At 53.9% G+C, this 14700-nt stretch carries 12 protein-coding genes; 10 read left to right on the top strand and 2 right to left on the bottom strand.

Annotated features, from left to right (window positions below; all coding sequences use genetic code 11):
• The first annotated feature begins 83 nt into the window (after positions 1-83).
• Entirely contained in the window at positions 84-1820 is a 1737-nt protein-coding gene (locus ACORNT_RS06835; RefSeq protein ID WP_321397208.1) for an autotransporter assembly complex family protein, read from the top strand.
• Positions 1820-6187, top strand: coding sequence for a translocation/assembly module TamB domain-containing protein (locus tag ACORNT_RS06830; protein ID WP_321397205.1), 4368 nt, complete (start codon positions 1820-1822; stop codon positions 6185-6187). Before ACORNT_RS06835 ends, ACORNT_RS06830 begins: the two co-directional genes overlap by 1 nt.
• Positions 6188-6211: 24 nt before the next feature.
• On the opposite strand, the gene paaI is transcribed toward ACORNT_RS06830, so the two are convergent.
• Entirely contained in the window at positions 6212-6694 is a 483-nt protein-coding gene (gene paaI / locus ACORNT_RS06825; RefSeq protein ID WP_321397203.1) for a hydroxyphenylacetyl-CoA thioesterase PaaI, read from the bottom strand.
• A gap of 82 nt (positions 6695-6776) precedes the next feature.
• Here paaI and paaX point away from each other — a divergent pair, with 82 nt between their 5' ends.
• The 7 genes from paaX (at position 6777) to ACORNT_RS06790 (ending at position 12510) form a co-directional block, all read left to right on the top strand.
• Entirely contained in the window at positions 6777-7697 is a 921-nt protein-coding gene (gene paaX / locus ACORNT_RS06820) for a phenylacetic acid degradation operon negative regulatory protein PaaX (RefSeq protein WP_321397200.1), read from the top strand.
• Between the two features lie 122 nt (positions 7698-7819).
• A complete protein-coding gene (gene paaA / locus ACORNT_RS06815; RefSeq protein ID WP_321397197.1) occupies positions 7820-8818 on the top strand; it encodes a 1,2-phenylacetyl-CoA epoxidase subunit PaaA in 999 nt (332 codons plus the stop codon).
• 59 nt (positions 8819-8877) lie between these two features.
• Positions 8878-9183 carry a 1,2-phenylacetyl-CoA epoxidase subunit PaaB gene (paaB, locus tag ACORNT_RS06810; RefSeq protein ID WP_321397194.1) on the top strand — a complete coding sequence of 102 codons (306 nt, stop codon included), beginning with the start codon at positions 8878-8880 and terminating at the stop codon, positions 9181-9183.
• A 37-nt stretch (positions 9184-9220) separates the two neighbouring features.
• Entirely contained in the window at positions 9221-9979 is a 759-nt protein-coding gene (paaC, locus tag ACORNT_RS06805) for a 1,2-phenylacetyl-CoA epoxidase subunit PaaC (RefSeq protein WP_321397191.1), read from the top strand.
• A 12-nt stretch (positions 9980-9991) separates the two neighbouring features.
• Positions 9992-10498 (top strand): 1,2-phenylacetyl-CoA epoxidase subunit PaaD, encoded by a 507-nt coding sequence (gene paaD / locus ACORNT_RS06800; RefSeq protein ID WP_321397188.1) that lies wholly within the window; start codon positions 9992-9994, stop codon positions 10496-10498.
• Between the two features lie 78 nt (positions 10499-10576).
• Positions 10577-11659, top strand: a complete 1083-nt coding sequence (gene paaE / locus ACORNT_RS06795; protein WP_321397185.1) for a 1,2-phenylacetyl-CoA epoxidase subunit PaaE — start codon at positions 10577-10579, stop codon at positions 11657-11659.
• 152 nt (positions 11660-11811) lie between these two features.
• Positions 11812-12510 carry a hypothetical protein gene (locus ACORNT_RS06790; protein ID WP_321397182.1) on the top strand — a complete coding sequence of 233 codons (699 nt, stop codon included), beginning with the start codon at positions 11812-11814 and terminating at the stop codon, positions 12508-12510.
• Positions 12511-12516: 6 nt separating this feature from the next.
• Here ACORNT_RS06790 and ACORNT_RS06785 read toward each other — a convergent pair whose 3' ends face one another.
• Positions 12517-13146, bottom strand: a complete 630-nt coding sequence (locus ACORNT_RS06785) for a glutathione S-transferase family protein (RefSeq protein ID WP_321397179.1) — start codon at positions 13144-13146, stop codon at positions 12517-12519.
• A 76-nt stretch (positions 13147-13222) separates the two neighbouring features.
• Here ACORNT_RS06785 and ACORNT_RS06780 point away from each other — a divergent pair, with 76 nt between their 5' ends.
• Entirely contained in the window at positions 13223-14638 is a 1416-nt protein-coding gene (locus ACORNT_RS06780; RefSeq protein WP_321397176.1) for a leucyl aminopeptidase family protein, read from the top strand.
• The last annotated feature ends 62 nt before the right edge of the window (positions 14639-14700 follow it).

The following is a 14700-nucleotide window of genomic DNA, read 5'->3' as shown; positions in this document are numbered from 1 at the left end:
CAGAGAATAGCAAAAACATGTTTTCCCGCTCCCGAAGCCTAGTTCTCGCACGGGGCCGGATATGCATTTTTCTGCTCTTTTGCATGGCCCTCGCCGGAACCGATCTTCATGCCCGCGAGAAATTCTCCTACGGTCTTGACATCCAGGGTTTTGAGAAACTTCCGGACAGCACCGTACGGCAGACCTTCGAGAACCATTCGGTTCTGTTGAACAAAAATTCGGAACCATTCGCCTCTGTCTCCAACCTGAGAGCCAGACTGAAGCAGGATGTTGACCTGATGCGACGAATTCTGCGGGCTGAAGGATATTACAACAATCAAATCACAGAGAAACTTTCCCGTCGGGAGAACAGGTTCGACGTCATCATCACCCTGATTCCTGGCCCGCGTTATATTCTGGACAAGATTGAGATTACCTACACGACGACACCTGACGAGGAGATAAGGGAAAAAGCGTTTGCTGCCCTGGCGCTTGAGAAAGGAACGCCCCTGCGATCCGAGGAGACCATTACAGCCCAGACCAGAATGATTGTCGCCTTTCCGGAACTGGGATTTCCCTTCGCCCGGGTGGAAGACCGTAAAATTGTCGTTGATCATGCTACAAGAACTGCATCTGTGGAATTTATCGTCACGCCCGGGATACGCATCCGCTTTGGAAATGTAGAATTTGAGGGACTGTCATCCGTCAATGAAAGTTATCCCGCACGGATGATTTCCTGGCAGCCGGGAGAATTCTTCAGCCAGCAAAAAGTCGATGATTTGCGGTCCCGCCTGTCCGGAACCGGCCTGTTTCGCAGTATAAAGATTACCCTGGCGGATCAGGAAACTGTGGACCGGGATATCATAGTCGAGGTGACGGAAAACAAGCACAGGACAATCAGTGTCTCCGGCGGTTATGCCACCAGTGACGGTCTCAGCAGTGACGCGTCCTGGCAGCATCGCAATATTTTCGGCAATGGCGAGAAACTTCTGATCGGCGCCCATCTGGCAGAAATCGAGCAATCCCTGAGCGCCCGGCTGGATAAACCCAACTTCAGACGACTTGACCAGACCCTGATCATTGAAACCAGCCTGAAGAATGAAAATACCGATGCCTATGATGCCCTGACCGCCGACGGGAGAGTCGGGCTCGAACGTCTTCTGACCAATAATCTGGCGGCAAGCGTTTCTGTTTTCAGCCAATATAGCGACATCAGCAATTCCGACAACGACCGAAACTACTGGCTGGCGGCCCTGCCGGTCGGTGTGCGCTGGGATAATTCCAACGATATCCTCGATCCGACCAAAGGTTTCAGGGCGTCCGTCAGCACTGCCCCCAGCTTTATTTTTAACGGATCAAACGAGTTTTATCTGCGCAGTGAGATCAATGTGAGCGGTTATTACCCGCTGGACGGCGATCATGATTTTGTTCTGGCAGCAAGGGCACGGGTGGGATCAGTTTACGGCATCAGCTTTGACGAATTGCCGGCAAAAGAGCGATTTTTCAGCGGTGGCGGCGGTTCAGTCCGGGGCTATGGATATCAGGACATCGGCCCCCGGGATGCTTCCGGTGATCCCACAGGCGGGCGATCCGTTGCGGAGATCAATGCGGAAATGCGGGTGCATATATCTGATACCCTGAGCCTCGTTCCCTTTATGGATGGCGGCAATGTTTATGAGAAGGTTCTGCCGCGCTTTACCGGCTTTCGCTGGGGGGCAGGCCTCGGCGTTCGCTACCACACAAGTTTCGGCCCCCTCCGGGTGGATGCCGCCACGCCGTTGAACCGTCTGCCCGGCGAAAGCCGCTTTCACCTGTATATCAGTCTGGGGCAGGCCTTCTGATGAAACCTGACTTAGGCAAATATTTCTCTCCCGGAGTATTTTTCAGGCTGGCCCTCTGGGCCGGCCTGGTTCTGACCCTCCTAATTGCAATTTGCGGAACCGGTCTTCTTTATCTGGATACACCTCCCGGCAAACGCCAGCTGGTCAGCTGGCTGAACGGAAAACTCGGGGATGAGACGTCCAGCGTTGAAATCGGTAAAGTTACAGGCTCTATCTTTGGCAGGCTTCGAGTGGACAGCATTCGTTTCAAGGACAGCCAGGGTATGTGGGCCGACCTGCAGTCAACTGAAATAGCATGGAAACCCTGGTCTTTGCTGTCGCGGACAGTGGATATCTCCAGCCTGTCGGCTAAAAAATTCAACATTGCCCGCTCACCGGCAGCCGGCGCAGAGGGTTCAAACAATACTGTACAGGAGCCTGCCCCGCTGGCCCTGCCGGATTTGCCGTTTAATTTGCGCATTGAAGAATTTGACCTGTTCGAGATCAACCTCGACAGCACCGTCACCGGGCGCCCGATGCAGCTGACCAGCCACGGACAGCTGTACGAAAGCCGGGAACAGCAATTTACCATCGGATTTTTCCTGCAGCGTCTCGGCGATGTCAGGGAGGAACTGGCGCTTGATCTGAGCTATGACAAACCGGACGATTATCTGTCCCTCAACGGGCAGCTGTACATTCCAGCACGAGGGCTGGTTGCAACCCTTCTCGGCACCGACCTGAAGGAGGACATTGCCTTCCGTTTAAAAGGGAAAGGCCCGCGCGACGACTGGGACGGAAAACTGGCTGTCCTTCAGGGCAACATGTTGCTGGGCGAGGCGCAGATCAGCAATAAAAAAGAAGTCTTTGCCATTTCGGCCAACATCGATCCCGGACTGCAGGCCGACCTGAAAGATATTGACCTGCTTCAGGACACGATCCGGCTTTCCATTCTCCTCAAGCCAAACAGCAAAGAAGATCTCAAGCATCTGTCCGTTGATATTGATACAGTCTCTGCCAGACTTAATGCGGATGGTAGGCTGCATACCGAAGACCTGACCATGCTGGATAATGTCCGCTATACCATTGAATTAAAAAAAGCCGCTACCCTGGGCAGCATGACCATAGCTCCCTTTGTCGCCAACGGCACGGTAACCGGCAGCCTGACCCGGCCCTCCTTCAGCCTGAACAGCGACCGGCTTGCCTTTGAGACCAGGGATAAAACCCGCCTCGAAACCTCTGCTGTGTTAAACGCTAATATGACCGGCGATGAAGTTGCGTTTAACAGCTCCGGCACCCTGGCTGGACTAAGCCTGTCAGGCGATGATTCCGTAACCGGCTATATTCCCCTGCCTGTGGTCTGGCAGAGCGGCGGCCGTTTCAACCGGTCACATAATAATGTCAAATTTGACCGGATATCCCTGCGAAACGAACCATCACACCTTATGGCCAGCGGAGTGATCAACCTGAACGGCGGCCCGCTTGACTTTTCGGGCACACTGAACAGCAGCATTGCGCATCTTGGGGACAAGATATCCGGTGATGTCAGTTTTGATATCTCGGCCCGCCGGGAAAGCAATGAGACCTCACTCACCCTCGACCTGACAGGCAGGAGCACCGGCCTCTCGACCGGTGATGACCTGCTGGACGATTTAACCGGCCCCGAACCGAGCCTCCAAAGCCAGGTCAATATTGTCCCGGACGGCAGCCTCGCGGTCAGCACAGAGATCACAGGATCACACGTCAGACTTGCCGGACAACTGTCCACAGATCCGCAACAGATCCTGCATGACAGCAGCTACAGTCTTTCCTTCACCGGGCTTGATAAGCTGAACCGCACAAGCGGGTTTCAACTGACCGGCAACCTTGAAATAGCCGGAACGATTGCCGGGCCACTTGCCTCACCCGACCTGACAGCGAACACCAGCCTTGACCATCTGGACCTGCAGGGGATTTCCTTGTCAGGTCTGGACCTGTCTGCCAGCTTCAAAGATGTTGCAGATACGCTTCAGGGCACCTTGAAACTGACAGCAGATTCCGACTTTGGCCCCCTGGATATTTCTGCCCGCACGGCGCGCACGGCAGAAAAAACAATCCATGTTTCCAGCATATCTGCCCTATTTGGCCCTCTGCAAGCCGAGGGCTATATCGATGTGCCGGCCGGTTCTTCCCTCAAGGGCGAAATCACATTAAATGCCGTGCCTGAAAACCAGCGCAGCCAGAAAGCTGCCAATTTATTTGAAGGAACCCTGAATGCGATCCTGCACCTTGACGATCAGGACGGGCAGCAACAGCTTTCCTCCTCGGGCGCGGTACAAGACCTGCGCCTGAGTTTACCGGAGGGAGATGTCCTGGGCCTTGAACAGACCGAATGGTCCGGACGCTATGTTGCCGCGGATCACCTGCCGGAACTGGACCTGTCTGCCACAGCCCGTGGCCTGTCCCTCCCTGCCGTTGAGCTTGCCGCCCTCAGCCTGAAACTTGATCATGCGGACCGGAAATCCAGCTTCAGAATCGAAGCCAGCGGCACCCAGACAAATCCTCTCGCCCTGACGACAGAGGGCCAGCTGATAAAAACAGAAGATGAGAAACTTGTTCTTGATGCCTCGCTTGCCGGGCAAATCAACAACATACCGCTCAAGACCATCGCCCCCCTGCATCTTGAGAAAACCGGTGACAGCATTACCCTGCGTCCTGCCCACCTTTCCCTGGGGGAGGGGAGCCTGCAGGTGGCTTTCAGCAGTAGTCCGGGTCAGGTTACGGCCCATACAGTTGCCAGCCACGCAGACTTTCGTATCCTTAACAACCTGCTGACGGACCTGCCCTTCACCGGGATTGTTGACGGCAAACTGGACGTGTCCGCTGACAAAGACAGGTTCTCCGGCACCGGCGACATAACTGTCAGCAGCTTCGATACAGCGCAGCAACTATACGCCATTGATCCGGATCTGAAACTTGGCCTGATCGTCGATATGATGGAACAGCGCCTGTCCGTAAAAAGCAGGCTTGATCTTGCCGAAGACAAGCTGATCGAGCTTTCAGCAGACCTGCCGTCCAACTATGATTTCAGCGGGCGGAATTACCGGATTGACTACGCCTCGCCCTTCTCGGTCAGTCTGGACTGGGACGGCAGAATCGAGCCGTTATGGCCCATGCTCAACCTGTATAACCATGATCTTTCCGGCACGACAATTGGCCGGATGACGGTCAAGGGCACACTCAACGATCCTCGTTTTGAGGGACAGGTGAGATTCATTGATGGCCGCTATGAAAATATCCAGAGCGGCTTTGTAGCCCAGGACATTGTACTGGAAAGCAGTATCCGGGAGAATAAACTGACCTTGCAGAAACTGACGGCCACCGACGGCAATAGCGGCAGGCTCGGGGCCGAGGGATGGATCAGTGTGGAACCGGACCTTTCCTATACTGCCGACGTCAGCATTAACGTTGACGAGGCACATCTATACCGCCAGCCAAGCCTGGAAATTGTTGCCTCCACCGGCCTTTCCCTGAAAAAAACCGATCAAACCCTTTCGCTCAACGGCACAGTGGACGTGAACAGGGCCAATATCAACCTGGTCGACCAAGGCCCCGGCAACCTGATAGAAACCGATGTGGTGGAAATTAACGATGGACAGAGGAATGGTGCGGAACCCGCCCTGAAGAAAAGGCATATAGGCCCGCTTTTCCTTGACCTGACCCTGAAGGCCCCCAAACGGGTGTTCGTTCGCGGCCGCGGTCTTGATTCCGAATGGGCCGGTGATCTGGAAGTTTCCGGCTCCTCTGACGAAGTCATTATCAATGGCACAATCACTCTGGTTAAGGGCACCTTCAGTTTCTCTGGTAAGCGCTTCAACCTGACCCGGGGTGAAATCAGATTTCCAGGCAATGCGTCCAACGATCCGGCTCTGAATATTGAATCAGAACTCAATATGACCAATCTGACGGCCTACATCAAAATAGGAGGCACGGCCGCACACCCGGCCCTGACCATTACCTCGATGCCGGAACTGCCGCAGGATGAAATATTGTCGAGGATCCTGTTCGGCACTTCAGTGACCGAGCTTTCCGCCTGGGAGGCCGTTCAGCTTGCCAGTTCAATCCAAGCCCTGTCCGGCAGTGGCGGGCCAGGTATGCTGGATAAAATGCGGGGAAGCATCGGCATCGACCGGCTGTCCATCGGCTCCGATCAACAAGGGGACCATGGCACGCTGATTTCGGGCGGGAAATATCTGACCAATAATATTTATGTGGAATTCACCACCTCCAGCACCACCGGCGCCACCGCCCAGTCAGTGGAAGTGGACCTGACCAAAAGCCTGTCACTGGTTACCAAAAGAACCCTGGATCAGGACAACAGCCTGTCCATTCGCTGGTCATGGGATTATTAGGAAACACGAAGCAGGCGAGCCCGCCTAGAGATCGACGCTTGGCATGCCTTCGACAATCTTGCTCTTGAGCCGGTAGCTGTTGCCCCTGACCATGGCGATCTTTGTTCCCTCCTGATTGGAGATGATCACATCACACAGCCCCGTCCGGCCGGCCTGATTCTGGACTTCCGCGACAGCGGTCAGCATATCGCCTTCCTTCGCAGGAGCCAGAAAGGTGATATTATTGGCCAGGGTTACTGTTGTAATATTTGCCGTATTGCAGGCAAAGGCGAAGGCCGTGTCGGCAAGGGCGAAAATATATCCGCCATGACAAATGGCATGACCATTCAGCATTTTATCGCTGACCAACATGGTCATTACCGCATATCCGGGACTTATTTTCGAGAGCTTGATGCCCATGTTCTGGGCGGCAACATCCTTTGCATACATGGCATCGGCAACCTGCCGGGCAAAGGATAAAGGACTTTCGCCGTCACCGGCACCGTCACTGGCATCTTGTTCTGTCATTGTATATTCTCGCCTGAAATGATACACAAACTGAAAATGTATACTTTAATTATGATAGAATTATCTCGATAAGAATATGTAGATGTCATCAACGTCGCAATTAAAAAAACTAATCAGGGATTTTGAGCAAAGGCAACCCATCAGGGCGGGTTCCCTCATTATGACTGTCTATGGTGATGCCATCGCACCGCGAGGCGGGACCGTCTGGCTTGGCAGCCTGATTAACCTGCTGGAGCCGCTGGGACTTAACGGGCGACTCGTGCGGACCACGATTTCAAGGCTGAGCAAGGACAACTGGCTGGCCGCCAACCAGGTCGGCCGGAAAAGTTATTACAGCCTGACCGCCAGCGGCCGGAAAAGATTTCAGAGTGCCACGCCGCGTATTTACGCAGGCCCGCAAACCGACTGGGACGGCACCTGGTGCCTGGTTTTCCTGCCAGGCCATCTGAAACAAAAGAAAGATACCCTTCGGCGGGAACTGGGTTGGCTTGGCTTCGGCAACCTGGCCGCAGGACTTCTCGCCCATCCCAATCCGGATATGGGAGCTCTGAAACAGACCCTAGAACTGAACGAAGTCCAGGATGAAGCGATCATCCTGAACAAGGCCCGGCATAACCTGACCAGTGGCAAGGCCCTCGACAAGCTTGTTCACGAATGCTGGGATCTGGCAGATCTTAGCCAGCATTATCACGATTTCCTGCTCCGCTACCGGCCGGTCTATAAATCACTGAAGGAATCGCCCCTGTCATCCGATGAAGAATGCGCCCTGTTGCGTATCCTGATTATTCATGACTACCGGAAGATACTGCTCAGGGATCCCCTGCTGCCGACAGGGCTTCTCCCGGCCCAGTGGGAAGGCACGTCAGCCCATCAGCTGTGTCGCAATATTTATCTGCTTCTGCTGGATGGGTCAGAGAGATTCTTCAGCCAGAATCTGGAAACAGCCGACGGCCCTCTTCCTGCCCCTTCGGCGATATTCTATCAGCGTTTTGGCGGGCTCTAAACCCATTTCACTATATAAATCAATCACATATAAACGTGATACATTTTTTATTGATTTATTTATTTTTTTGTAACATATTATGTCCCGAATTAAACAACAGCAAATATTGCGAAAGGGGTCTCATGTACGGCGATACATCCATTCAGAAAGCGATCAAACTGGCTGAACCCACGAGTGAGGAACAGGCCAAACTGGAGAAACAATTCCAGGAAAAAATCGACGCTGACATCAAGATTGAAGCACAGGACTGGATGCCCGAAGCATACCGGAAAACCCTGGTTCGCCAGATGTCACAACACGCCCATTCCGAAGTGATCGGCATGCAGCCGGAAGGCAACTGGCTGACGCGCGCCCCGTCCCTGCGCCGCAAGGCCATCCTGCTGGCGAAAATCCAGGACGAAGGCGGCCACGGCCTTTATATTTATTGTGCTGCTGAAACCCTTGGCACCTCCCGCACAGAGATGATTGAACAGCTGCACGCCGGCAAGGCCAAATATTCCTCCATCTTTAACTATCCTGCACTGACATGGGCCGACATCGGTACCATCGGCTGGCTGGTTGACGGCGCCGCCATCACCAACCAAGTTTCCTTGGCCAAGGGCTCCTACGGCCCCTACAGCCGGGCTATGATCCGGATCTGTAAAGAGGAAAGCTTCCACCAGCGTCAGGGATATGAACTGCTGCTGACCCTTGCCCGCGGCACCGAAGAACAGAAAGCCATGGTTCAGGAATCCGTCAACCGTTTCTGGTGGCCGTCACTGATGATGTTCGGTCCGAGCGACAAGGAAAGCGCCCATACTGCCCAGTCCATGAAATGGAAAATCAAGCGGAAAACCAACGATCAGCTTCGTCAGGAATTTATTGATGCCACCGTGCCCCAGGCCGAATTCCTCGGCATCACCCTGCCTGACCCGGATCTGAAATGGAACGAGGAAACCGGTCACTATGATCACGGCGAGATCGACTGGGAAGAATTCCACAACGTTATTCAGGGTAACGGCATCTGCAACAAGCAGCGCATGGAAAACCACATCAAGTCTCATGAAGACGGCGAGTGGGTCCGTGAAGCTGCCCTTGCCTATGCTGAAAAGCAAAAAGCTAAAAAAGAAGCTGCCGCTTAAGGCTCAACAAAAATTTCCGGTCATTAAACGACCTATATAAAGTTTAGAAGGACATCCAAATGAGCGATAAACCCAATTCACACGACACGGATTGGCCCCTGTATGAAGTTTTCATCCGCAGTAAGGCAGGCCTCGATCACAAACACGCCGGCAGCATCCACGCCAGCGATCCGGAAATGGCCATTGAGGCCGCCCGGGACGTCTACACCCGCCGCGGTGAAGGCGTAAGCATCTGGGTGGTGCCGTCCAATGCCATTACGGCCTCCAAGCCGGAGGACAAGGACAGCCTCTACGAGCCGGCCGACAGCAAAATCTATCGTCATCCGACATTCTATGACATCCCCAAGGAAGTGGGCAAAATGTAATCCCCCGCGGGAAACTTAACGACCTAAGGAGTGACAAATGACAGATACTGATCGTAAAGCCATCGCGGATTACGCCACCCTTCTCGGGGACAACGCCCTGATCATGGGCCACCGCCTGTCGGAATGGTGCTATCTTGCCCCGACGCTGGAGCTTGATGTGGCCATGTCCAACTGCGCCCTAGATTATATCGGCCAGGCCCGGGAACTGTTCGCCTATGCCGGCGAGATAACCGGCAAGACCGAGGACGATATCGCCTATCTCCGTGACGAGATTGATTACCGAAATGTGCTGCTGACCGAAATGCCCAACAAGGACTGGGGTTACAGCATGGCCAAGCTGTTTTTCTTCAGCGCCTTTGCCAAGCTGTTTTATGAAAAACTGATGCAGAGCAGCGACGAAACCCTGGCCGCCATTGGTGAAAAATCCCTCAAGGAAGTCAAATACCACATGCGTTTCAGCGGCGAATGGCTGATCCGTCTTGGTGACGGCACCGAGGAAAGCCACGAACGCGCGCAACAGGCTATCGACAATGTCTGGATGTTCACCGGTGAAATGTTCACCATGAACGACTTTGAAAAAGGCATGGTCGACAAAGGCATCGCTGTGGACGTGACAGCCCTGAAGGCGGACTGGGACGGCATTGTCAACGAACTACTGGAGACAGCCACTCTGAATCGTCCGGAAAACGACTGGATGCAGTCCGGTGGCAAACAGGGACAGCACAGCGAATTTATGGGCCATATCCTGTCTGATATGCAGTATATGCAGCGCCGCTATCCCAACTGCCAGTGGTAGGAAACCTTTACGATGACTACTCCCGCTCCTTCATCTGAAACGGAAAAAGTCTGGGCCCTTCTCGAAGACGTGAAGGACCCGGAAATCCCCGTTCTCTCCGTGGTCGACCTGGGTATTGCCCGGGAAGTGAATTTTCAGGATGACGGCACCCTGGAAGTGGTCATCACCCCAACCTATTCAGGCTGCCCCGCCATGAATATGCTGGAAGAAGAAATCAAGGCCGCCCTCGACAGCCATGGCTATACCAATTACCGGATCAAGTCCTCCCTGTCCCCGGTCTGGACAACAGACTGGATGACGGAGACAGGTCGGGAAAAGCTTCGGGTTTACGGCATTGCCCCGCCGGAAAAAAGCACCACCAACAAAAAAGTGCTTTTTGGCGGCCAGAAAGAAGTGTCCTGCCCCAAATGCGGTTCGGACAATACCGAACAGGTCAGCGAGTTCGGCTCCACCGCCTGCAAGGCACTTTACCGTTGTCTCGATTGTCAGGAACCGTTTGACTATTTTAAATGTATCTAAACAAAATCAGCATAAAATATAAATAACAAGAAAAGTTGGGGAACCCCGGTTCCCCATTCGTCTTATCAGGAACTTAACATGCCGACTTTTCATAAACTCAAGATTTCCAATCTGCGCAGGGAGACGGAGGAAACCGTTTCCATTGCCTTCCACGTGCCTGAAAATCTCAGGGAAGAGTATAAGTACATCCAGGGCCAGTATCTGACTCTGAAAACCGTGATTGATGGTGAGGATACCCGCCGTTCCTATTCCATCTGCTCCGGTCTGTATGACGATGAACTGAGAGTTGCGGTCAAGAAGATCAAAGGCGGCCTGTTTTCCTCCTTCGCCAACGAAGTGCTGAAAGAAGGGGACGAGCTTGAAGTCATGACCCCCATGGGCAACTTCTATACGAAGCTGCACCCGGAACAGGAACATCATTATGTGGGCTTTGCTGCCGGCAGCGGCATCACCCCGCTGATGTCCATCATCAAGACCATTCTCGCCTATGAACCGAAAAGCATTTTCACCCTGGTCTATGGCAACCGCACCCGCAAGGAAATTATTTTCCGTGAAGAATTGATTGACCTGAAAAACCGTTTCATGGGACGTTTCAACCTGGTCAATATCCTCAGCCGCGAGGAATCTGAAGTAGAGCTTTTCCACGGCCGTATCGATCGTTCAAAAGTTGCCGAAATTCTTGAGCGGCTGATCCCGCCGGGCGGTGCCGATGAATATTACATGTGCGGACCGGAAACCATGATCCATGACATTTCCGATCTTCTGGCCGAACGCAAGGTGGAAAAAAAGAACATCCACTTCGAACTCTTTACTTCACCCATCGTGCAAAAAGGTCAGGCCGCAGACGTGGCCGAAGTTCCTGAAACCCTCTCCGACCATGTCGCCAGGGTCACCATTATTGTCGACGGCAACACCACGGAGTTCGAACTGGAAACAGCCGGTGAGAACATTCTGGATGCAGCCCTGGAGAAAGGCGCCGACCTGCCGTTTGCCTGCAAGGGCGGGGTCTGCTGTACCTGCCGCGCCAAGCTGATTGAAGGTGAGGTCAATATGGACGTGAACTATTCTCTCGAGGAAGAAGAACTGGCAGCAGGTTTCATACTGACCTGTCAGGCGCATCCGATCACCGACAAGGTGGTTGTGGACTTCGACGAGCGATAGTCTCGTCAAACAGCGTATTTTGAGAGGCTGCTTCGGGCAGCCTCTTTTTTTGTTGCCCCACTTTTGACATGTTAACGTGAAAAAAGCTTGCAACTTAGGCTCACATTTTCCACATTAGCCTTATCGCCAAAAAAATTGGAGCAGAAGACAGCATGTCACTCGGACTGGCCCGTAGAAAAGAACTTCAGAAGCGCAAATCACAACGTCTGTGGATGACCGTAAAATTCGTCTTTTTTTCAGCCCTTCTTGGCGGCATAACCTATTTCTCCTATGATACCGGCCAGCAGATCGCCAAGCAAAACTACCGCTTTGCCCAGGACAAATTCGATCAGCTGGAACAGGAAAACCAGCACCTGATCAAGGAACTTGGCAGCAACAAGGCCGCCCTGGAACAGGTCCGGTCCCTGGTCCCCAATGACGAGGTTAAAGGCCTTCTTCAGGTGGTCAGTGACAAATCCGCCGAAGGGGTCGCTATTGACCGCATGTCCCGCCTGATCGGCGGCATGACCACCAACGAGAACTGCGCCGCAGAATCAGAAGCCAAGCGTTTCGTCGTGACAACACTTGTCAACACCATCCAGAGCAGTGTGAGTTTTGAACGTGGCCTGATCACTATCGGCGGCAGCGGCAGCCCGACCCTGAATGAGGAAGGCAACCCGGAAGCCTGGTTCGATCCGGCGAAACCGGTAACCCTGACCTTCACCCTACCGGGGGGAGAGACCCAAGACATCAGCGGCATCCTGCCGCTTCATCACAGCATTGTACAGGGCGACAATGAATATCGCTTCAGCATGACCCCGGGACGGCGCAGTTTTGTTGATGTCACCCTTCTGACCTGCGGTGTGAACTAGACTCGACTATTGCACATCGGCCGGGTCGCAACCCTCGAACCATTCCTTCATGGCTGTCTCCTGCAGCATCCTGTCCGCATAGGCCTGCAACGGGGCATCCAGTGTGATCTGATAAGTCCTGAAGCGGGAAACAACAGGGGCGAACATGGCGTCGGAAATGGTAAATCCGCCAAACAGGAACGGGCCGCCATAGGCATCAAGGCAGTCCTGCCATATCTGTCTGATCCGCCCGACCTCCCACAACAGGTCACCCTCAAGTTCCGGTGCGCGATAGGCTTGCAGGCAAGCCATCGGCATAACGCCACGGACATTCGGGAAACCGGCATGCATTTCCGCACTGACCGAGCGGGCATGGGCACGCGCTGCCCGGTCCTCAGGCCAGAGCTTCTTTTCTGGAACCTGTTCGGCAATATATTCACAGATCGCGAGACTGTCCCAGACCAGGAGACCGTCATGCCTGAGGGCCGGTACCCGGCCGGCAGGATTATGCTGCAGAATGTCCCGACGCCGGTTTTCCGAGAAAAGATCAACCAGAAGCTCATCAAAATCCAGACCGGCTTCCTTCATCAGCAACCAAGGCCGTAATGACCAGCTGGAGGCATTTTTATTGCCGATAACCAAAGAAAAACCTGACATGCCGGGCTCCGATGCTCTATAACCTGATGGAAACATTTGTGAAACAATTAGCACCATTATACGAGGTAATTTTCACGTGGTCACATCACATTTTGAAGACTTTCCCTCTTTCTTTACGGATCAATTTTCCGCACAGAGCATTCCCGTTTCCACCGTCAGCAAAGGTGGCTTCAAAGACTGGTACGCTTTGCTGCCCAAGGCGGAACAAAACTGGGTTGATGCCAACGATTTTAACGGCAGCCGACATTCCCTGCTGAAATTCGCCAATGCGGAAGGACAGATTTCATCCGTCATTCTGGGCCTGGGAGAGGGCGATGAAAAGGCCGATCCCTGGGCCTTCGGCGGCCTGGCCAGATCCCTGCCCGCCGGCAGCTATCACCTCGCCGATGTAACGGACCCGCACGAATTTTATCATGCTGCCCTGGGCTGGGTCCTGGGACAGTATAAGTTCGACACCTATCTGAAAAAGAAAAACGACAAAATCTCAAAACTGTATCTTCCCAAAGAACAGAACGGTTCACTTGTCACATCAGTGGTGCGTTCCACATTCCTGGTCCGCGATCTGGTCAATACACCGACCTGCGACATGGGTCCGGACGATCTGGCCCGCGCGGCGACGGAGATCGCCGAGGAATTTTCCGCCCGCCTGCATATCACGGTCGGCGATGAACTGCTGGAACGGGGTTATAACGCCATTCACACCGTCGGACGAGCCGCTGACAAGGCCCCCCGCCTGATCGATTTTTCCTGGGGTGATGAAAAGGCCCCGAAGGTCACTCTGGTCGGCAAGGGTGTCTGTTTTGATACCGGCGGCCTTGACCTGAAACCGTCAAACGCCATGCTGATCATGAAAAAGGATATGGGCGGCGCCGCTCATGTGCTTGGCCTGGCCCGCCTGATCATGGAGCAAAATCTGAATGTCCGGCTCCGGGTTCTGATCCCGGCGGTTGAAAACAACGTCGCCGGCAACGCCTTCCGCCCTGGCGATGTCATTCGTTCCTACAAGGGTAAAACCATCGAAGTCGGCAATACCGATGCGGAAGGACGACTGGTGCTCTGTGACGCCCTGGCGCTGGCGGCAGAGGAAAAGCCGGAACTGCTGATTGATTTCGCCACCCTGACCGGCGCCGCCCGGGTGGCCCTGGGACCGGATATTCCACCTTTCTTCACAGACAGCCAGAAGCTTGCCGATGCCATGGGACAGCATGCCATTCGCGAGGGCGATCCGGTCTGGAGGCTGCCCCTGTATGGCCCCTACCTCACCTTCATGGATAGTGACATTGCCGACCTGAACAACAACGCCTCCAACCCCTTTGGCGGGGCCATTACAGCGGCCCTGTTCCTCAAGGAATTTACAGAAGGCGCGCGGGAATGGATGCATCTGGATGTCTATGCCTGGAACCAGACGAACCGCCCCGGCAGGCCCCTGGGCGGTGAGGCAATGGCCCTCAGAACAGTGTTTTCCTATCTTAACGAAAGGTTCAAAAACTAATTGGCAAAAGCAGTTGCGCAATAGTTAATATCTTGGCAATATCCCTTCAACGAATGTTAAGG

It is taken from the genome of Emcibacter sp. (assembly GCF_963675455.1).
Lineage (GTDB): Bacteria > Pseudomonadota > Alphaproteobacteria > Sphingomonadales > Emcibacteraceae > Emcibacter.
This window is presented reverse-complemented; position numbering and strand designations above follow the sequence as displayed.

What these genes read in the sequence shown, in the direction of transcription:
- paaX (WP_321397200.1), top strand. Translation starts at nt 6,777, where the DNA reads ATGTCATCAACGTCGCAATTAAAAAAACTAATCAGGGATTTTGAGCAA.
- ACORNT_RS06790 (WP_321397182.1), top strand. Translation starts at nt 11,812, where the DNA reads ATGTCACTCGGACTGGCCCGTAGAAAAGAACTTCAGAAGCGCAAATCA.
- ACORNT_RS06785 (WP_321397179.1), bottom strand. Translation starts at nt 13,146, where the DNA reads ATGTCAGGTTTTTCTTTGGTTATCGGCAATAAAAATGCCTCCAGCTGG.
- ACORNT_RS06830 (WP_321397205.1), top strand. Translation starts at nt 1,820, where the DNA reads ATGAAACCTGACTTAGGCAAATATTTCTCTCCCGGAGTATTTTTCAGG.
- paaB (WP_321397194.1), top strand. Translation starts at nt 8,878, where the DNA reads ATGAGCGATAAACCCAATTCACACGACACGGATTGGCCCCTGTATGAA.
- paaE (WP_321397185.1), top strand. Translation starts at nt 10,577, where the DNA reads ATGCCGACTTTTCATAAACTCAAGATTTCCAATCTGCGCAGGGAGACG.
- paaD (WP_321397188.1), top strand. Translation starts at nt 9,992, where the DNA reads ATGACTACTCCCGCTCCTTCATCTGAAACGGAAAAAGTCTGGGCCCTT.
- paaC (WP_321397191.1), top strand. Translation starts at nt 9,221, where the DNA reads ATGACAGATACTGATCGTAAAGCCATCGCGGATTACGCCACCCTTCTC.
- paaI (WP_321397203.1), bottom strand. Translation starts at nt 6,694, where the DNA reads ATGACAGAACAAGATGCCAGTGACGGTGCCGGTGACGGCGAAAGTCCT.
- paaA (WP_321397197.1), top strand. Translation starts at nt 7,820, where the DNA reads ATGTACGGCGATACATCCATTCAGAAAGCGATCAAACTGGCTGAACCC.
- ACORNT_RS06835 (WP_321397208.1), top strand. Translation starts at nt 84, where the DNA reads ATGGCCCTCGCCGGAACCGATCTTCATGCCCGCGAGAAATTCTCCTAC.